This window comes from Inquilinus limosus DSM 16000, from assembly GCF_000423185.1.
Taxonomy (GTDB): domain Bacteria; phylum Pseudomonadota; class Alphaproteobacteria; order DSM-16000; family Inquilinaceae; genus Inquilinus; species Inquilinus limosus.
Genome location: NZ_AUHM01000053.1, coordinates 1 through 18,172, shown reverse-complemented (window position 1 = coordinate 18,172; position 18,172 = coordinate 1). Strand labels below are relative to the sequence as shown.

The window sequence follows — 18,172 nt, the reverse complement described above, 5'->3', positions numbered from 1 at the left end:
GATGCGGGCCGCCGACCGCCTCCGCCGGTCGCTCGGCCTCGACCCCTACATCTTCCCCGAGGACCCGGACGAACCCGACACCGGGTGACGGGCCGGCCTTCGTCCGGGATCGATCCACGCCGCGATGTGTTAGCGAGATGACGCCCGCCCCCGTGGGCGGTCTCCGCCGACACCGCAGGACACCCGGACCGCCGATGATCAACTTCGACAGCCTGTGGGCGCTGTTCGTCTTCTACGGCCTGAACGTGCTCTACGCGGTCGTGCTGCTCGGCCTCGGTTGGTGGCTGGCGCGATTCGTCGAGCGCTGGCTGCTGCGCCTCGCTGCCCGCACCCGGCATGTCGACCCGACGATCGCCGACTTCCTGGCGTCGCTGGCGCGCTACCTGGTGCTGGCGGTCGTCGTCATCGCCGTGCTGCAGATCTTCGGCATCCAGACCACCAGCCTGGTGGCGGTGCTGGGCGCCGCCTCCCTGGCCATCGGCCTCGCGCTGCAGGGCACGCTGTCGAATCTCGCGGCCGGCGTCATGCTGCTGATCTTCCGGCCGTTCAAGATCGGCGACGCGGTCGAGGTCGCGGGCAAGGCCGGCACGGTGCGGTCGCTGTCGCTGTTCATGACCGAGCTGGTGACGCCGGCCAACGTTCAGATCCTGCTGCCGAACGGCTCGGTCTGGGGCGCCGCCATCGTCAACCACTCGACCTATCCCGGCCTGGCGAAGATGGAGCTGACCTTCCCGGCGCCGGCCGGGCCGGCGGGCGAGGAACTGGCGCGCGAGATCGTCGCCGCGCTGAAGGCCGATCCGCGCCTAGCGCCGGGGGCGGAGCCGACCGTCGCCGTGTCGAAGCTGGTCGACCTGTCCAAGCCCGGCGCCGGGGTGGTGGAGCTGACGGTCACGGCACCCGTGGCCACGGCCGATGTCGGTGCGGTCAAGGCGGCGCTGATGGAGCGGATCAATGCGAGCATGGGCCGTCTCGCCGCCGGCGGCCTTGCCTCGGGCGGCAGCGCCCCCTAAAACCCGCGGGGCAAACCGGAAGACCCTGCCGCATGTCCTCGCTCGCCTCGAAGCTGACCGAAACCGTCGCCGCCGCCTTCGCCGCGGAGGGGCTGCCGCCGGAATTCGGCCTCGTCACCGTCTCGAACCGGCCCGATCTCGGCCAGTTCCAGTGCAACGGCGCGCTCGCCGCGGCGAAGCAGGCGCGCGCCAATCCGCGCGAGATCGCGCAGCGGGTCGCCGACCGGCTGGCGGCGAATCCGGATTTCGACAACGTCTCGCTGGCCGGGCCCGGCTTCATCAACCTGTCGCTGACCGACGTCGCCATCGCCGCCCATATCGACGCCCAGGCGCGCGACGAGCGGCTCGGCGTGCCGCTGGCCCGGCGGCGCCGGGTGGTGCTGGATTATGGCGGGCCGAACGTCGCCAAGCCGATGCATGTCGGCCATCTCCGCGCCTCGATCATCGGCGACAGCCTGCGCCGCCTGTTCCTCTTCGCCGGCGAAGAGGCGATCGGCGACGTGCATATGGGCGACTGGGGCACGCCGATGGGCATGGTGATCAGCGAGATCGCCCGCCGGGATCCGCAGCAGCCCTATTTCGACCCGGACTACACCGGCCCCTATCCGGAGGAGAGCCCGGTGACGATGGAGGATCTGGAGGTCCTGTATCCGGCCGCGGCCCAGGCGTCCAAGGCCGACCCGGCGCGGATGGAGGAGAGCCGCCGGGCGACCGCGGAGCTGCAGGCCGGCCGGCCCGGCTACCGGGCGCTGTGGCAGCATTTCTTCGACGTCTCGGTCGCCGGCATGAAGCGCGAATTCGACGCGCTCGGCGTCCATTTTGACCTGTGGAAGGGCGAGGCCGCGGTCCACGACCTGATCGAGCCGATGGTCGAGGAGCTGAAGGCCAAGGGCCTGGCCGAGATCGACGAGGGCGCCGTGATCGTCCGCGTCGCCGAGGAGGGCGACAAGACCGAGATGCCGCCGCTGATCCTGGTCAAGTCGGACGGCGCGGTGATGTACGGCACCACCGACCTCGCCACCATCGTCGACCGGGTGCGGACGCTCGACCCCGACCTGATGCTCTACGTCGTCGACCAGCGCCAGGCGCTGCATTTCGAGCAGGTGTTCCGCGCCGCCCGCAAGGCCGGGCTGAACGGCAAGGCGGGGATGGAGCATCTCGGCTTCGGCACCATGAACGGGCCGGACGGCAAGCCGTTCAAGACCCGCGCCGGCGGCGTGATGAAGCTCTACGACCTGCTCGGCACCGCCACCGACACCGCGCTGAAGCGGCTGGAGGAGGCGGGGCTGGCCAAGGAGTATCCGGAGGAGGAGCGGCGCGAGATCGCCCGCCGGGTCGGCATCGCCGCGGTGAAGTTCGCCGATCTGTCGAACCACCGGGTGTCCAACTACGTCTTCGACCTCGACCGCATGCTACGCTTCGAGGGCAAGACCGGTCCGTATCTGCAGTATGCCGCGGTGCGCATCAAGTCGATGCTGCGCCGGGCCGAGGCCGAGGGCATCGTCCCCGGCGCCATTCTGCCGGCGGTGAACGAGGCCGACCGGGCGCTGATGCTGCAGCTGGCGCAACTGCCGGACGCGATCCGCGGCGCCTACGACAAGCGGGCGCCGAACGAGCTGTGCGACTTCGCCTACACTTTGGCGCAGGAGTTCAGCCGCTTCTACAACGCCTGCCACGTGCTGAGCGAGCCGGATGCGGCGCGGCGCGCCTCCTGGCTCGGCCTCGCGGCGCTGACGCTGCGGCAGTTGGAGCGGGTGCTGGACCTGCTCGGAATCGAAATTCCGGACCGTATGTAAACGAACAGATCTGGTGTATCGTCCGACCAAAGGCGGAACGACGGGGCATACCCTGTTGTTCTACCATGAGGGCAGAAAGCCCCGCCGCGGACCGTCGTCCGCGGTCGAAGGAAGAGGACGGGTGATCATGACGGGTACCGCCGACCGGAGCGCGGCGCTCAGCGCCGCCTGGGCCGAGCCTTGGGCGTCCGCCGTCGAGTACTGGGTCGACGCGGCGCAGCGCACGGTGCTGTTCTGGGACGTGATGCGCCAGCGCGGCAACCAGTATCTGGAGCATGCGGCCGACCCGACGCCGCATGTGCTGTCCTACGAGTTCGAGCTGCTCCTCGACGGCCGCACGCTGGAGCGGCCCTGCAACTACATGCTGGTGCGGATCGTGCCGCCCGAGGGCGTGACGGTCGACCCGAACAAGCGGCCCTTCGTCATCATCGACCCGCGCGCCGGCCATGGCCCGGGCATCGGCGGGATGAAGCCGGAGAGCCAGATCGGCCGCGCCCTGCGCGCCGGCCATCCCTGCTACTTCATCGGCTTCCTGCCGGTGCCGGTGGCCGGCCAGACGCTGGAGGATACCGGCCGCGCCCAGGCCGAGTTCCTGCGCATCGTCGCCGAGCGCCACCCGAAGTCCGAGGGCAAGCCCTGCGTCATGGGCAACTGCCAGGCCGGCTGGGCGCTGGCCATGCTGGCCGCGGTCAAGCCCGACATCGTCGGGCCGATGATCCTGGCCGGCGCGCCGCTGTCCTACTGGGACGGGCCGCGCGGCAAGAACCCGATGCGCTATCTCGGCGGCCTCGCCGGCGGCGGCTGGCCGGCGGCGCTGGCCAGCGACCTCGGCCACGGCCGCTACGACGGCGCCCATCTGGTGCAGAACTTCGAGAGCCTGAACCCCGCCAACACGCTGTGGTCGAAGCAGTACAACCTGTACCGCAAGGTCGACACCGAGGTGGCGCGCTATCTCAGCTTCGAGAAGTGGTGGGGCGGCTATGTCCAGCTCAACGCCAACGAGATCGAGACCATCACCGAGGACCTGTTCGTCGGCGACAAGCTGACGGCGGGGCAGCTCGAAACCTCCAGCGGCCGCAAGATCGACCTGCGCAACATCACCTCGCCGATCGTGGTGTTCTGCTCGCAGGGCGACAACATCACCCCGCCGCAGCAGGCGCTGGGCTGGATCCTCGACCTCTACGATTCGACCGACGACATCGTCGCCAACGGCCAGACCATCATCTACGCCATCCACGACGACATCGGCCATCTCGGCATCTTCGTCTCCGGCCGCGTCGCGGCGAAGGAGCACAACGAGTTCATCCAGAACATCGACCTGATCGACACGCTGGCGCCCGGCCTGTACGAGGCGGTGATCGTCGAGAAGTCGGCCGACGACCCGAATGCCGGGCTGATCCGCGGCGACCATGTGGTGCGGTTCGAGGCACGCAGCATCAACGACCTGCGCGCTCTCGGCATCAACACCAGCGAGGAGGACAAGGCCTTCGCCACCGCCGCGCGGGTGTCGGAGATCAACCGGGCGCTCTACACCTCGATGGCCCGGCCGATGGTCCAGGCGCTGGCCAGCGAGCCGGCGGCGGAGCTGGGGCGGCGGCTGAGCCCGGCGCGGCTGCAGTACTCGCTGTTCTCGAACCGCAACCCGGCGATGCTGCCGGTGGCGCTCGCGGCCGAGCAGGTGCGCGCGAACCGTCGCCCGGCGGCGCCGGACAACCCGTTCCTGGCCTTCCAGGACCTGGTGTCGAGCCAGATCGTGACCGCGCTGGACGGCTGGCGCGACTGGCGCGACCGCTGGATCGAGAGCAGCTTCTACGCGCTCTACGGCAACCCGGTGCTGCAGGCGGCGTTGGGCATCGGCGACGAGACCTTGGCCGAGCGCCGCCCGCCGCGCCGGAGCGAGCCGGAGGAGGAGCGGGAGGCGCTGCGCGGCAAGGCCGCCGAGGGCGACATCCGCGACGCCGTGCTGCGCGCCATCCTCTACGTGATCTGGCCGATGCGGGCGGTGGACGAGCGCGGCTTCGCCACGCTGCGCCAGCTCACCGCCGACCACCTGCCGGGCCACTGGGGCTCGCTGGCCGAGTTCAAGCAGGCGATGCGCGGGCAGTACCTGATCCTGCGCTGGCTGCCAGAGGAGGCGATGACGACTCTGCCGGGCCTGCTGCCTGCGGACGTCGAGGCCAGGTCCCGCGCCTTCGCGGTGATCGAGGCCGTGGTCTCCGCCGCCGGTCCGGTGACGGGCGAGGTCAAGCTGCGGCTCGACCGGATGCGCGAGGCCTTCGGCGCCGCCGCGCCGGCCAAGCCCGCCGCCACGACGCGCCGCAGCCGCACCGGGCGGACGCTGAAGGTGGTGAAGTAGGGGGGCATAGAACCCCTCTCACCGCCGTTGCGAAGAGGCGAAGCCGACGAAGCAATCCATGCCTCCGTTCGAGCTGCGCCATGGATTGCTTCGCTGCGCTCGCAATGGCGGGTTAGGTGTTCCGAGGCCTTGCTTGGGGGCGTCAAGCGGTTTGGGTGAGTGTCCTTTCCGCCCGCTCATGTCGCCTCGACCCAGTGATTCCTCTTGACTTGAATGTTTCTGTTTTGTTCTATTTGCGATGTGACGCTTGCCGCCGCCAGAAGGCACGATGGTGAGGTCGGAGAGTCGATCTCAAACATCCGTCGGATCAGTCCGTCGTCGGTGGCCATTGGCGGGCGGCGTGGACCAGCGCCAGGACCCAGACCGTGTCGCCCTGGACTTCGTAGACGAGGCGGTAGTTTTCGTGCGGGATCAACTCGCGGATGCCGGGGATCTTCCCGGCGCGGCCAAGCATCGGGAAATCGGCCAGCTTTTGCCGCTGCATCCCCGAAACGCCGGTCCATCCGGCTCGCCGCCGACCGATTGTCGGCGGCTATATGATCCCGAATGTGGGTACGATCCTGCTCGGCTTCCGGCGTCCAGATGACCTTCACGAACCGGTCTCGTCGGCCTCGCCCAATAGTTCCGCACGCCGGGCCGCGAACTCGGCTTCGACCTCTTCATTCGACCGACCGCGGCCGGCTCGCATCGACGCACGCGCAATCTCGACCTTGCGGCGAAGGAACTCGTCGTACTCACGCTCCTCGCGACGGCGCTGGACGAACTCACGCATCAACTCCCGCATCACCTGCGAGGCCGGCCGGTGGGTTGCCTCGGCTTCGGCCATGAAGGCGTCACGGAGCTCCGTTTCGAGCTTCATCGTGAAAACGGCTTCTTTCGGCATGCTCGTCATCCCGCATCCGACAGATACTGAGGAAGTATATACGACCTCATTACCAGGCGCAAAGCGGGCATCCGCCGGCAGCTCAGCCCAAGCCGCGGATCGCCGCAGCCGCCGCCTGCGGGTCGGTCCAGCCTTCCGCCGCCACGCGCCGGAAATCGGCCTCAGGAACGGCAGCGACGCAGGGGACCTCCATCAGCTCGGTCCACCAGGACACGATCTCGGCATCGGCGTCGAAGCCGATGAAATCAGCGCCGGCCTCGCCGGCTTCCATCGCCTCGTGCCGGCTGGTGCCGACGGCGACGCCGACGATCGCCTGGGCGCCGACGGTCTTGCGCGCCGCGGCGTAGGCGCCGGGGCCGACCACCACGCCGTCGCAGTGCGTCCGGGCCGCCAGCGTCGCGTCATCGCGCAGCAGGAAGGCGACGCTGCGCTCCTGCGCGATGTCGCGCAGCCGCTCGACCGCGGCTTTCGCCGCGGCCGGATCGGCCGGCACCGCCATCTCGACGCAGGCGACGTCGCCGGCGCCGAGCGCGGCCGCGAACACCGCCGGATCGAGCTCCGGCGGGATCGCGAGATACAGTCGGTGATCGCTCAGGGCTTATTCCTTGCCCTGGAAGATGCGGACCAGGGTGTCAAGCAGCTCCAGCGCCTCTTCCCGCGGCCGGCGGAAGCAGTTGCGGCCGATGATCGAGCCGTTGCCGCCGCCGTCGCGGATGGCGCGGGCGTCGGCCAGGACCGATTCCGTGTCCTTGGCGGCGCCGCCGGAGAACACGACGATGCGGCGGCCGTTGAAGCAGGAGCGCATGACCTCGGCGACGCGCTCGGCCTGGGTGGCGATCGCGATCTTGGCGCCGTCGAACTCCTTCTTCGCCTCCTTCTGCTCGATGAAGTCGGTCGGCAGCTTCACCTTGATGACATGGGCGCCGAGCTGGCTGGCCAGGTGGGCGGCATAGGCCACGACGTCGATCGCGGTCTCGCCCTCCTTGGTGATGTTCCCACCGCGGGGATAGGACCACAGCACGGTCGGCAGGCCGACCGACTTGGCCTCGCGGATCAGCTCGCCGATCTCCTCCATCTGGTCCAGGCCGCGGTCCGAGCCCGGATAGATGGTGAAGCCGATGGCGGTGCAGCCCAGCCGCAGCGCGTCCTCGACCGAGGCGAAGATCGCCTGGTCGGCGTCCTCCTTGAAGCGCGACAGGCTGTTCGAGTGGTTCAGCTTCAGGATGGTCGGGATCTGGCCGTACAGCTTGCCGCTCGAGACCTCGAGCTGGCCGAGCGGCGCGGCATAGGCGTTCAGGCCGGCGTCGATCGCCAGCTGGTGGTGGTAGAACGGATCGTAGCCGCCGGGATTGACGGCGAAGCTGCGGGCGGGGCCGTGCTCGATCCCTTGGTCGACCGGCAGGATGATCATCTTGCCGGTGCCGCCGAGGCGGCCGTTCATCAGAAGCTGCGCGAGCTTGGCCTTCACCGCCGGGTTTTCGCTGTCGTAGTTCGACAGGATCTTCTGCACGCGCGGGCTGATTCTCATCGTCCGTCTTCCTCGATGCGGTGGGTCGGTCGGCTGCAAGGACTAGCCGAGTGGGTCGGCTTGTTCAACGCCGCTCACGCAAAGATGTTTCGTCATAAATTCGAGGTATCAGGCCGCTTCGGTCCGCGTCCGGATCGAGGACAGCATCAGGCTGGTCTCGGTCAGCGAAATCCCGTCGATCTGCCGGATCCGGCGCAGCGTCTGGTCGAAGGCCTCCAGCGTCGCCGTCTCGATCTCGGCGACGATGTCCCAGCGGCCATTGGTCGAATGCAGCGCCCGCACTTCCGGGAAGCCGCGCAGCCGCTGCATCACCCGGTCGGCGGCCTGGCCCTCGACCTCGATCATGGTGATGGCGCGGATCGGGAGAGGCTGGCTGCCGGCCTTGACCACGATGGTGAAGCCCTGGATCACGCCGGTGTCGACCAGCCGGTCGATCCGCGCCCGCACCGTGGCGCGGGAGACGCCGAGCGTCGCCGCGAGGGTCGCGATCGGGGTCCGGGCATCGGCACGCAGCAGCGACAGCAGCCTGTGGTCGAGATCGTCCATTCTGATCGGATCGCCTTTCCAGATTGCTCAATCCGCTGAGCAAAATAGCCAAGATGCCATCTTTATGTCACCTCCCGGCAGGCGGATAATCGTCTTTGGACCTCGCCGACGGGGATGGCAGGATATGGACGGAACGCAGACCGATCACGGACAGAAGCGGCCCTCGCGCATCGCCCTGGTGGGCGCGCCGGTCGAGGTGGGGGCCGGGCATCGCGGTGCCGTCATGGGCCCGGCCGGGCTGCGCACCGCCGGCCTGCTGCCCAGCCTGCAGGGCCTCGGCTTCGAGGTCGAGGACCTCGGCGACCTGGCGCCGACGCGGCCGCTGCCCGCCGTCGCCGAGACGCTGCAGATGCGCCACCTGCCGGAGATCGCGGGCTGGGCCCGGGTCCTCAGCGACAAGGCCCATGCGCTGATGCGGCAGGGCGTGCTGCCGATCTTCCTCGGCGGCGACCACAGCCTGTCGATGGGCACGGTCAACGGCGTGCTGCGCCATTGCCGCGAGGCCGGACGTGAGCTGTTCGTGCTGTGGCTCGACGCGCACACCGATTTCAACACGCCGGCGACCACGCCGTCCGGCAACATGCACGGCATGTCGGCCGCCCTGCTGTGCGGCGAGCCGGGGCTGGACGACGTCTTCGGCAGCGAGCCGCGCGAGCGCCTGGACCCGCAGAACCTCTGCATCTTCGGCGCCCGCTCGATCGACCGGGAGGAGCGGGCGCTGCTGCGCCGCCGCGGGGTCGACGTCTTCGACATGCGCCTCGTCGACGAATACGGCGTCTCGGTGCTGATGCGCCGGATCATCGACAAGGTCGCCGCCCGCAACGGCGTGCTGCATGTCAGCCTCGATGTCGACTTCCTCGACCCGTCCATCGCGCCGGGCGTCGGCACCACCGTGCCGGGCGGCGCCACCTACCGCGAGGCGCATCTGATCATGGAGATGCTGTACGACAGCGGCCTGGTCGGGTCGGTCGACGTGGTCGAGCTGAACCCCTTCCTCGACGAGCGGGGCAAGAGCGCGCTGCTGCTGGTCGACCTGGTCTCCAGCCTGTTCGGCCGGCAGATAATCGAGCGGGCCGGGGCGCTGGAGCGCGCGGCCTCGGGCGCGCAGTAAGACGGGACAGGAGCAGGATCATGGCCACGACGGCAAGCCGTCTCATCGAGACCGAAACCCGCCTCGGCGCCCATAACTACAAGCCGCTCGACGTCGTGCTGTCGCGCGGCGAGGGCGTCTGGGTCTGGGATGTCGACGGCAACCGCTATCTCGACTGCCTGTCGGCCTATTCGGCGGTGAACCAGGGCCACTGCCACCCGAAGATCCTGGCGGCGATGGTGGAGCAGGCGCAGAAGCTGACCCTGACCTCGCGCGCCTTCCGCAACGACCAGCTGGCCCTGTTCTACGACGAGATCGCGGCGCTCACCGGCTCGCACAAGGTGCTGCCGATGAACAGCGGCGCCGAGGCGGTGGAATCCGCGATCAAGGCGGTTCGGAAGTGGGGCTACGAGGTCAAGGGCGTACCGGCCGACCAGGCCGAGATCATCGTCTGCGAGAACAACTTCCACGGCCGCACCCTCGGCATCGTCGGCTTCTCGACCGACCCCGACGCGCGCGGCAATTTCGGGCCCTTCGCGCCCGGCTTCAGGATCGTGCCCTTCGGCGACGCCGCCGCCTTCGAGGCCGCGATCACCCCGAACACCGTCGCCTTCCTGGTCGAGCCGATCCAGGGCGAGGCCGGCGTCATCATCCCGCCGCCGGGCTATTTCAGGACGGTGCGCGAGCTCTGCACTCGGCACACCATCACCCTGATCCTGGACGAGATCCAGACCGGGCTCGGCCGCACCGGCAAGCTGCTGGCCGAGGCGCATGAGGGCATCGAGGCCGATGTCACCCTGGTCGGCAAGGCGCTGTCCGGCGGCTTCTACCCGGTCTCGGCCGTGCTCTCGAACTCCGAGGTGCTGGGCGTGCTCAAGCCCGGCCAGCACGGCAGCACCTTCGGCGGCAACCCGCTGGCCTGCGCCGTGGCCCGCGCCGCGCTCAAGGTGCTGGTCGAGGAGGGGATGATCGAGAATGCCGAGCGGCAGGGCGACTATTTCCAGGCCCAGCTCGCCGGGCTGCGCAGCAACCTGATCCGCGAGGTGAGGGGCCGCGGCCTGATGCTGGCGGTCGAGCTGCACCCCGAGGCCGGGGGCGCCCGCCGCTACTGCGAGGCGCTGCAGAAGCGCGGCGTGCTGGCCAAGGACACGCATGGCGACACGATCCGCATCGCACCGCCCCTGGTGATCACCCGCGACCAGGTCGACTGGGCGCTGGAGCAGTTCGCCGCGGTGATGACCGGGACGGCCTGAGCCGCCGCCCCGGCCCATCGCCGGGCTACTGCTGGTTCGACACGATGATGGCCACCCGGCGGTTCTCCCGCCGGCCGGCGGCGGAGCGATTGTCCTCGACCGGCGCGCTCATGCCCATGCCGGCCACCTGCAGGTCCTGGGCCGGGATGCCGGCCGCGATCAGGGCGTCGGCCACCGCCTGGGCCCGGCGCTCGGAGAGCTGCTGGTTGTACTCGGCCGTGCCGTAGTCGTCGGTGTGGCCCTCGACCTGCAGCCGGTGGATGTCGACCGACAGCAGCGCCTGCGCCAACTCGCCGATGGATTCGCGCTGGCCGGCGGCGAGCGTCGCCTCGTTGGTGCCGAACAGCAGCTTGCTGGACATGCCGAACTCCCAGCCGTTGTCGGTCAGCTCGAATCCCTGCTGCTTCAGCAGCGCGATCTGCTCCGGCGTCAGCCCGGACTGGCAGCCGGCCAGGGAAGCGGCGAGGAGGCCGGCGACGGCCAGCCCGATGGCGGTGCGTCTAGAGACGGGATGCAAGATCGGTTCCCCATTCCTCGGATGATGCCGGACCGGCGGCGAGTTCCCTGCCGCCCGGTCGCAGGCGTTTGGCGAGATACATGGCGGCGTCGGCCCGGTGCAGCAGCATCGCCCCGTCCCGGGCATGGTCCGGGAACACGGCGATGCCGATGCTGACCGAGGCGGTGACGGTGCCGCCGGCCGGCAGCTCGATCGGCTGCTTCAGGCTGGCCAGGATGTCGTCCGCGATGTGCAGCGCGTCGGCGATCTCGCCGACCGGCGCGAGCAGCACCGCGAATTCGTCGCCGCCCAGCCGCGCCACCAGATCGGTCCTGCGCAGCTGGCCCCGCACCCGGGCGGCGACGGCGGCCAGCACCGCGTCGCCGGCGGCGTGGCCGAGATCGTCGTTGGTCTGCTTGAAGTTGTCGCTGTCGAGGAACAGCACCGCGACCCGGCCGCCGGCCGCGCCGGCTTCCTGCAGCGCGCTGTCGAGACGGGTTTCGAAGGTTGCGCGGTTCGGCAGGCCGGTCAGGCTGTCGTGGCTCGCCTGGTGGGCCAGGGATTCGTTCTCGCGCTGCAGCCGCGCCTGCCAGGCTTCGAGCTCGCCGAGCAGGGCGTTGAAGTCGTCGGCCAGCTCGTTCAGCTCGGCGATCGCCGCCGGCGGCACCCGCCGGTCGAAGGTCCGTTCGCGGCGGACCCGGTGGGCCACGCTCGCCAGCGTCTGCAGCGGCCCGACGATGCCGGCGACGAGATAGCGCGACAGCAGCAGCGCGCTCAGCGCGCTCAGGGCCAGGCACACGAGCACCACCGCCATACCGATCGCCAGGAACCGCAGCAGCCCGCCGGCGCTGCCGTGCAGCTCGATCCGTCCGATCTCCACATTGTCGTGGACGATCGGCTGCAGCATGGGGGAGGCGAAGGCCATGTCGGCCAGGAGGCGCTCCAGCCCGAGCAGCGACGGCCCGGCCGGGCGGCGCCACTGCGCGAACAGCGTGCCGCCGGCGTCGTAGACCTTGGCCTCGGCCACGTCATCCTCGGCGGACGCGATCAGACTCAGCGCCTCCTCGGCGGCGGCACGGTCCTTGAACACCACCGCGGCTTCCACCGTGTAGCTCATCGAGGTGGCGATGAGCTGCAGGTTGCTGCCGGCATAGGCGCGCAGGGCGGCGAAGCCGGCGACGGTCAGGGTCAGCCCGGCCAGCGCCACCGCAAGCAGGGCGACGCCGAGATGCGCCCGCCGCAGCACGCTGCGCAGCGTCGGCCGCGACTCCCGGCCCCGCCGGCTCACGGCGATGTCTCCTTGCGCCGGCCGAGCTGCAGCACCTTCGGGCTCACCCGCACGCCGCTGCGCGCCACGGAATCGAGGTTGATCTGGAACGACACCTGCGTGCCCTGGACCCGCAGGCAGAACATGCTGCCGACGGTGCAGCTGTCGTCCTGTTCGCTGATGCTGAGCACCGGATGGCCGGCCAGGCGCGAGAACAGCTGCCGCCGCTCGGCGTCGTCGATACGGCCGAGATAGACGGCGTCGCAGTCGTCGCCGGGCGACGCACCGGGAGCCAGGCGGATCGCCTTGACCGGCCGGCCGGAGGGCTGGGTGGCGCCGGCCAGCAGGCCGTCGGCATACTCGGCCGGCCCGATCACGCAGAGCCGGAGCTGCGGCGGCTCGACCGGCCAGCGGGTGTAGCTGATGATGCCCATCACCACCTGCCGCACCGCGGCCGCGCCGTCGCGCGGCGGATCCTGGGGCTGCGCCCAGCCCGGACCGGCAAGGGCCAGCAGCACGGCGCCTGCCCGCGCGGCGAGCGAGGCGATCCGCGCCAGGGGTGCCAGCCACATCCGACAGCCGGACATCGCGATGGGGACGCCCGTCAACCTCGCGCGACAGCGCGACGCCGGCCTGGGACGGCAGGCGCCCGGCGATCTGGAGCGGTCGGGCGGGAAAGACGCAATCGGCGCGGCATCGGGAGAACGGGATCTCGAAACAATCTCAGGCTTCGGCAATGGGCACTTGTCCGCCAATCCGGCGACAATTGGCAGATATTTTTGAGAATATCATCATTGAGCCGGGCGGGCATCCCAAGACCTTGCCAATTCTGAGACGATCTGGGCCGGACAGGCCGGCATTCCGGGGCGGCACATCCTGGTGTAAGAGAGGTCCATGGAAGCCCTGACCGATCTCGCGGTCGACGTCCTGGAGGCGGCGGAGCCGCAGCGGAAGATCGACCTGACCCACCGGGCCGCTGCGGCCTGGCGGCAGCGCGCGATCCCGGCCCTGGGCAGCCGCCGGCCGCCGATGCGGCCGGCCCGCCCGGCGCGGCCGGAGCTGCGGCGGCCGGGCGACATGCCGAAGCGGCGCCTGGGCGGGGAGGCGGGCCGCATCGCGCTGCTGCACGCCCTGGCGCATATCGAGCTGAACGCCATCGACCTGACCTGGGACCTGATCGCCCGCTTCGCCACGGCGGAGACGCCGGAGGAGTTCTTCGACGACTGGGTCAAGGTCGCGGACGAGGAGGCGACGCATCACGGCCTGCTGTCGCGGCGGCTGGGCGAGCTCGGTTCCTCCTACGGTGCCCTGCCGGCGCATGACGGGCTGTGGCAGGCGGCGGAGGAGACGGCGGAGGACCTGCTCGGCCGCCTCTCGGTCGTGCCGCTGGTGCTGGAGGCGCGCGGCCTCGACGTGACGCCGGAGACGGTGGAGCGGCTGGAACGCGCCGGCGACGCCGACAGCGCCCGCATCCTGCACCGGATCTACACCGACGAGATCGGCCATGTCGCCGCCGGCCGGCGCTGGTTCGAATGGGAATGCGGCCGCCAGGGCAAGCCGCCGATCCCGACCTATCACGAGCTGGTGCGGCGCTACTTCCGGGCCAAGCTGAAGCGGCCCTTCAACGTGCCGGCCCGCGACCTGGCCGGCTTCGCCGCCGCCTTCTACGAGCCGCTGGCGGAATAGCGCGTCAGCCCTTCGGTTCGTAGATCACGTACAGCTTGCGGGCGGGCGACAGGTTCTCCCAGGTCCCGGCGAAGCCGGCCGGGATGACGAAGCTGGCGCCGGCCTCGAAGCGGCGGGCGGCGCCGGCACCGTCGGTCAGCACGACCGTGCCGGAGAGGAGATGGCAGAACTCCTCCTCCGTGTAGGACACGCGCCAGGACCCGACGGCGCCCTCCCAGATCCCGGCCGAGAACTGGCCGCTCGGGTCGCTGTAGAAGTTGCGCATCGTCTGCAGCGGATCGCCCGTCAGCACCTTGCCGGGGTCCGGTCGGTAGGTCGCGTCCTCCGACCGGGCGGCGGCGAAGTCGACGATATCGGCTGCGGTCTTGCTCATCTGGGCCTCGCTGGCGGAACGCTGCGAGACTGCCGGCTTCAGCCCTGGCTGTCGAGGCTCCAGGGCGGCCGGGCGAAGCGCTCGGCCAGGAAATCGACGAAGCTGCGGACCTTGGCCGACAGGGTGCGGGCCGGTGGATAGACGGCATGGATGCCGATCTCCGGCAGCCGCCACTCGGGCAGGACCTGCACCAGCCGGCCGGCGGCGAGTTCCGGGGCGGCGATGAAATCCGGCTGCCGGGCGATGCCGTAGCCCTCGCGGATCGCCACCTGGATGGCGTCGCCGTTGTTGATCTGCAGCCGGGCGCCGACGCGGACCTGCACCTCGCCCTCCGGCCCGGTCAGCACCCATTCATCGCGGTTGGCGCCGTAGGCATAGGCGACGCAGCGGTGGCGGGCGAGGTCGGATGGGTGCGCCGGGGTGCCGTGGGCGGCCAGGTAGGACGGGGCAGCGCAGAGCAGGATGCGGCAGGGGGCGAGACGGCGGGCGATCAGCGAGGAATCGGCCAGGCGGCCGATGCGGATGGCGAGGTCATAGCCGTCCTCCAGCAGGTCGACGACCCGGTCGTTCAGGGTCAGGTCGACCGAGACCTCGGGGTAGCGGTCGAGATAGACGGCCAGCGCCGGCGCGACGTGCAGCACGCCGAAGCTCATCGGCGCGTTGACCCGCAAGAGGCCGCGCGGCCGGGCGTGCAGCGCCGTCGCCTCCTCCTCCGCCTCGGCCACGTCGGCGGCGATGCGCTGCGCCCGGCGATAGAAGGCGGCGCCGGCCTCGGTCAGGCTCAGCCGGCGGGTGGTGCGGTTCAGGAGCCGGGTGCCGAGCCGGGCCTCGAGATCCAGGATCGCCCGGCTGGCCAGCGCCCGCGACAGGCCGAGCTGCTCCGCCCCTGCGGCGAAGCTGCCGGAGTCGACGATCCGCACGAACAGGTCCAGCGTGGTGAGGCGGTCCATGATTGTCAAAAGTGAAGCGACAATCTCGTGATGTCACGCCGGATTATCAAAGTCGATACCCGGGACCATTATCATCGGTGCGGCACCGACCTCAGCCGCGCTGGAGATCCGCCATGACCACGATGCCCGCGCTCTTCGTCTCCCACGGCTCGCCGATGCTGGCGCTGTCGGACGAGCCGACGGGCCGGTTCTTCGACAGCCTCGGGCCGTCGCTGCCGCGCCCGGACGCGATCCTGCTCGCCTCCGCCCATTTCGAGACGGAGGTGCCGACGCTGGGGGCGGTGCAGCAGCCGGAGACGATCCACGACTTCTACGGCTTCCCCGAGCCGCTGTACCGGATCCGCTATCCGGCCTCCGGGGCGCCCGGCCTGGCACGCCTCGCCGCCGACCGGATCGCCGCGGCCGGCCTGCCGGTCGCGATCGACGACAAGCGGGGCCTGGACCACGGCGCCTGGGTGCCGCTGCGGCGGATGTATCCGGCGGCCGACATCCCGGTCGCGACGCTGTCGGTGCAGCCGCATCTCGACCCGGCGCACCACTATGCGGTGGGGCGGGCGCTGCGCGGCCTGCGGGACGAGGGGGTGATGATCCTCGCCTCCGGCTCGCTGACCCACAATCTGCGGGCGCTGGACTGGCGCGGCGGCCCGGATGCGCCGGTCTCCGACTGGGCCCGGACATTCATCGACTGGGTGGCCGCGGCCGTGGCTGAAGGCCGCACCGAGGACTTGCTGAACTACCGCCGGCTGGCGCCGGAGGCGGTAAGGAACCATCCGGCGGACGAGCACTTCCTGCCGTTCTTCATCGCTCTCGGCGCCGGCGACCTTCCGGGCCGCCGGCTGCACGCCAGCGTCACCATGGGGGCGCTGGCGATGGACGCGTACGCGTTCTGAGGCGAGGAGCGGCCGTCAGGCCGCCAGCTTCAGCCGGCCCAGCGCCTCGTCCAGGCTGATCTCACCCACGAAGCGCCCGGTGCTGCGGGCGGGCTCGCCGCGCTCGACCGCATGGGCGAACCGCACCGCCGGGTCGGCCTCCAGCCGCTCGAACAGGCGCTGCAGGCCGGGATAGTCCCGCCGGTCGACCACGTCGTGGTACTTGGTCCAGCGGGCGATGCCGATGAAGTAGGCGTCGGCCAGGGTCCGGTCGCCCAGCAGCCAGTCCCGGCCCCCGAGCATTGCCTCCAGATCGGCGTGCGCCTTCGCCACCTTGGCGGCCCCATAGGCCCGCAGCACGTCGCGATCGGTGCCTTCGATGCCGTGCTCCAGCGCGTACCACAGCGGGCTGAAGGCGTTGAAGAAGGTGGTGTTGAGAAAGGCCAGCATCTGGTTCAGCCGGTCGAAGCCCGGCGTGCCCTGGGCGAAGGCGAGTCCCTTGTCGATTCCGCGCGCGCTCAGATGGTTCAGGATCGCCATGCTCTCGCTGATCAGCCTGCCGTCCGCCGTCATCAGCGTCGGCGTCTCGCCCACCGGGTTGAGGCGCCGATACGCCTCGCCCTGCACCACCGCCGGCATCTCGATGCGGCACAGCCGGTACGGCTCGCCGAGCCATTCCAGCGCCACGATCGAGCCGAAGGAGCAGCCCGACGGCACGCCGTAGAAGAGGATCGGTTCCATATGGGTTCCCTCGTGTTTTGGTCAGGACGAAAGATGCCCATGTGGACTTCGAGGCGGTAGCCATGCTGATGTGAACTCAAGGTCCACAAGTATGGACGATGGTCGTGCTCAACCTCAATGACCTGACGCTGTTCGTCCGGGCGGTGGACAGCGGCGGCTTCGCTGCGGCGGGTCGGCGGCTGGGGCTGCCGAAATCGACCATCAGCAAGCGCGTCGCGGAGCTGGAGGCGGAGCTCGGCGCCCGGCTGATCCACCGCACGTCGCGCAGCTTCGTGCTGACCGAACTCGGGCGCGACTTCTACGATCATGCCCAGGCCGCGCTGATCGAGGCGGAAGCAGCGGAGAACGTGGTGCGCCGCCGCCTGGCCGAGCCGAGCGGGACCGTCAGGATCACCGCCTCGGTGCCGACCGCGCAGTTTCAGCTTTCCGGGCGTCTGCCGGAACTGGCCCGGGCCTATCCGAAGATCCGGCTGCAGTTGCACGTCACCGACCGCTTCGTCGACCTGGTGCAGGAAGGCTTCGACATCGCTGTGCGCAGCCATTTCGCCCCGCTGCCGGATTCGGAGCTGGTGCAGCGACGGATGAAGGTCGAGCGGATCACCCTGGTGGCGGCGCCGGACTACCTGGCGCGCCGCGGCACGCCGCGGGAGCCGGAGGATCTGAAGGACCATGACGGGCTGCTGACCGGGCCCACGGCCACGGCCTGGCGGCTGCGCCGTCAGGACGGACGCGAAGAGCAGGTCGCACCGGTATCGAGCTTCGTGGCCGACGAATCCGTCGTGCTGCTGAAGGCGGCGGCGGCCGGGCTGGGGATCGCCTGCCTGCCCGAAGCCATGACCGCGGCGGCGCGGAAAGAGGGCACGCTGGCGCCGGTGTTGCCGGAATGGGAGGCCGGCACGGTGTGGACGACCCTGCTGACGACGCATCGGCGCGGACAGCTTCCCGCCGTCCGCGCCGTGATCGATTTCCTCTCGAAAGAGGCCGGTTAGAGCACTTTCCGATCTTCAGGAATCGTGGGGGATTCCCGAAGGCTGGGAATTCTGATTCAAGATGCAGGCTGGTGAGGGAGGCCAGCTTGCATGACGCGACCTCTTTCGATGGACATCCGGGACCGGCTGGTTCGGGCGGTGGACGGCGGCATGACGCGGCGCTCTGCGGCCAAGCGCTTCGGGGTTGCCGCCTCGACGGCGATCAAGTGGGTTGAGCAGTGGCAGCGTACCGGCGCGGTGGCGCCGCGACCGCGGGGCGGTGATCATCGCTCGCAGCGGCTCGAGGCCCATGCCGAGGAGATCCTGGGGCTGATCGAGCAGACGCCGGACATCACCTTG

20 protein-coding genes and 1 pseudogene are annotated in these 18,172 nt (G+C 70.1%); 9 read left to right on the top strand and 12 right to left on the bottom strand.

The annotated features are described in order from the left end of the window. The first annotated feature begins 194 nt into the window (after positions 1–194). The 3 genes from G537_RS40590 to G537_RS40585 all read left to right on the top strand — a co-directional run bounded on the left by G537_RS40590 (position 195) and on the right by G537_RS40585 (position 5,162). The gene (locus G537_RS40590) at positions 195–1,010 is read left to right on the top strand and encodes a mechanosensitive ion channel family protein (protein ID WP_051249281.1); all 816 of its coding nucleotides are present in this window, start codon (positions 195–197) and stop codon (positions 1,008–1,010) included. A gap of 32 nt (positions 1,011–1,042) precedes the next feature. Next, positions 1,043–2,806, top strand: coding sequence for an arginine--tRNA ligase (gene argS, locus G537_RS0129125; RefSeq protein ID WP_026873066.1), 1,764 nt, complete (start codon positions 1,043–1,045; stop codon positions 2,804–2,806). Positions 2,807–2,933: 127 nt separating this feature from the next. Further along, positions 2,934–5,162 carry a DUF3141 domain-containing protein gene (locus G537_RS40585; RefSeq protein ID WP_051249283.1) on the top strand — a complete coding sequence of 743 codons (2,229 nt, stop codon included), beginning with the start codon at positions 2,934–2,936 and terminating at the stop codon, positions 5,160–5,162. A 307-nt stretch (positions 5,163–5,469) separates the two neighbouring features. On the opposite strand, the gene G537_RS45500 is transcribed toward G537_RS40585, so the two are convergent. The 6 genes and pseudogenes from G537_RS45500 to G537_RS0129095 form a co-directional block, all read right to left on the bottom strand. Then, on the bottom strand, positions 5,470–5,646 hold the full coding sequence (locus tag G537_RS45500) for a type II toxin-antitoxin system RelE/ParE family toxin (RefSeq protein WP_281171513.1): 177 nt from the start codon (positions 5,644–5,646) through the stop codon (positions 5,470–5,472). A gap of 40 nt (positions 5,647–5,686) precedes the next feature. Next, positions 5,687–5,755, bottom strand: a pseudogene (locus G537_RS45495) (hypothetical protein); the annotation flags it as partial. Next, positions 5,752–6,045, bottom strand: a complete 294-nt coding sequence (locus tag G537_RS0129110; RefSeq protein WP_026873065.1) for a hypothetical protein — start codon at positions 6,043–6,045, stop codon at positions 5,752–5,754. The gene G537_RS0129110 and the pseudogene G537_RS45495, both read right to left, overlap by 4 nt. An 82-nt stretch (positions 6,046–6,127) precedes the next feature. Beyond that, complete coding sequence (locus G537_RS0129105) at positions 6,128–6,589, bottom strand: thiamine phosphate synthase (RefSeq protein ID WP_051249280.1); 462 nt, start codon at positions 6,587–6,589, stop codon at positions 6,128–6,130. Between the two features lie 54 nt (positions 6,590–6,643). Next, complete coding sequence (locus G537_RS0129100; RefSeq protein WP_026873063.1) at positions 6,644–7,573, bottom strand: class I fructose-bisphosphate aldolase; 930 nt, start codon at positions 7,571–7,573, stop codon at positions 6,644–6,646. Positions 7,574–7,681: 108 nt separating this feature from the next. After that, entirely contained in the window at positions 7,682–8,119 is a 438-nt protein-coding gene (locus G537_RS0129095) for an Lrp/AsnC family transcriptional regulator (protein ID WP_026873062.1), read from the bottom strand. Between the two features lie 124 nt (positions 8,120–8,243). Here G537_RS0129095 and rocF point away from each other — a divergent pair, with 124 nt between their 5' ends. Further along, positions 8,244–9,230, top strand: coding sequence for an arginase (gene rocF / locus G537_RS40575; RefSeq protein WP_051249279.1), 987 nt, complete (start codon positions 8,244–8,246; stop codon positions 9,228–9,230). A gap of 20 nt (positions 9,231–9,250) precedes the next feature. Continuing rightward, positions 9,251–10,462, top strand: coding sequence for an ornithine--oxo-acid transaminase (gene rocD, locus G537_RS0129085; protein WP_026873061.1), 1,212 nt, complete (start codon positions 9,251–9,253; stop codon positions 10,460–10,462). Between the two features lie 25 nt (positions 10,463–10,487). Here rocD and yfiB read toward each other — a convergent pair whose 3' ends face one another. The 3 genes from yfiB to yfiR are packed head-to-tail and all read right to left on the bottom strand — an operon-like array spanning position 10,488 to position 12,797. Further along, positions 10,488–10,979 carry an outer membrane lipoprotein YfiB gene (yfiB, locus tag G537_RS0129080; protein WP_169516743.1) on the bottom strand — a complete coding sequence of 164 codons (492 nt, stop codon included), beginning with the start codon at positions 10,977–10,979 and terminating at the stop codon, positions 10,488–10,490. After that, positions 10,963–12,246 (bottom strand): diguanylate cyclase DgcN/YfiN, encoded by a 1,284-nt coding sequence (gene dgcN, locus G537_RS40570; RefSeq protein WP_051249278.1) that lies wholly within the window; start codon positions 12,244–12,246, stop codon positions 10,963–10,965. Before dgcN ends, yfiB begins: the two co-directional genes overlap by 17 nt. Next, positions 12,243–12,797, bottom strand: a complete 555-nt coding sequence (yfiR, locus tag G537_RS0129070) for a regulatory sequestration protein YfiR (protein ID WP_051249277.1) — start codon at positions 12,795–12,797, stop codon at positions 12,243–12,245. The genes dgcN and yfiR overlap by 4 nt, the downstream gene beginning before the upstream one ends. Positions 12,798–13,119: 322 nt before the next feature. Here yfiR and G537_RS0129065 point away from each other — a divergent pair, with 322 nt between their 5' ends. Then, positions 13,120–13,911, top strand: coding sequence for a ferritin-like domain-containing protein (locus G537_RS0129065; RefSeq protein WP_026873058.1), 792 nt, complete (start codon positions 13,120–13,122; stop codon positions 13,909–13,911). A gap of 4 nt (positions 13,912–13,915) precedes the next feature. On the opposite strand, the gene G537_RS44810 is transcribed toward G537_RS0129065, so the two are convergent. Together G537_RS44810 and G537_RS44805 are read right to left on the bottom strand one after the other, a co-directional pair. Continuing rightward, entirely contained in the window at positions 13,916–14,284 is a 369-nt protein-coding gene (locus G537_RS44810; protein WP_026873057.1) for a cupin domain-containing protein, read from the bottom strand. Between the two features lie 38 nt (positions 14,285–14,322). Continuing rightward, positions 14,323–15,234: a LysR family transcriptional regulator gene (locus G537_RS44805; protein ID WP_026873056.1), complete on the bottom strand. Its 912-nt coding sequence runs from the start codon at positions 15,232–15,234 to the stop codon at positions 14,323–14,325. Positions 15,235–15,347: 113 nt separating this feature from the next. Between G537_RS44805 and G537_RS0129050 the strand changes: the two genes are divergently transcribed. Further along, complete coding sequence (locus G537_RS0129050; protein WP_026873055.1) at positions 15,348–16,124, top strand: dioxygenase family protein; 777 nt, start codon at positions 15,348–15,350, stop codon at positions 16,122–16,124. Positions 16,125–16,139: 15 nt separating this feature from the next. Here G537_RS0129050 and G537_RS0129045 read toward each other — a convergent pair whose 3' ends face one another. Then, a complete protein-coding gene (locus G537_RS0129045; protein ID WP_026873054.1) occupies positions 16,140–16,844 on the bottom strand; it encodes a glutathione S-transferase family protein in 705 nt (234 codons plus the stop codon). Positions 16,845–16,948: 104 nt separating this feature from the next. Here G537_RS0129045 and G537_RS0129040 point away from each other — a divergent pair, with 104 nt between their 5' ends. After that, on the top strand, positions 16,949–17,833 hold the full coding sequence (locus G537_RS0129040; protein ID WP_026873053.1) for a LysR family transcriptional regulator: 885 nt from the start codon (positions 16,949–16,951) through the stop codon (positions 17,831–17,833). 90 nt (positions 17,834–17,923) lie between these two features. Continuing rightward, positions 17,924–18,172 (top strand): helix-turn-helix domain-containing protein (locus G537_RS0129035; protein WP_026873052.1); only part of this gene is annotated, 249 nt, incomplete at its 3' end.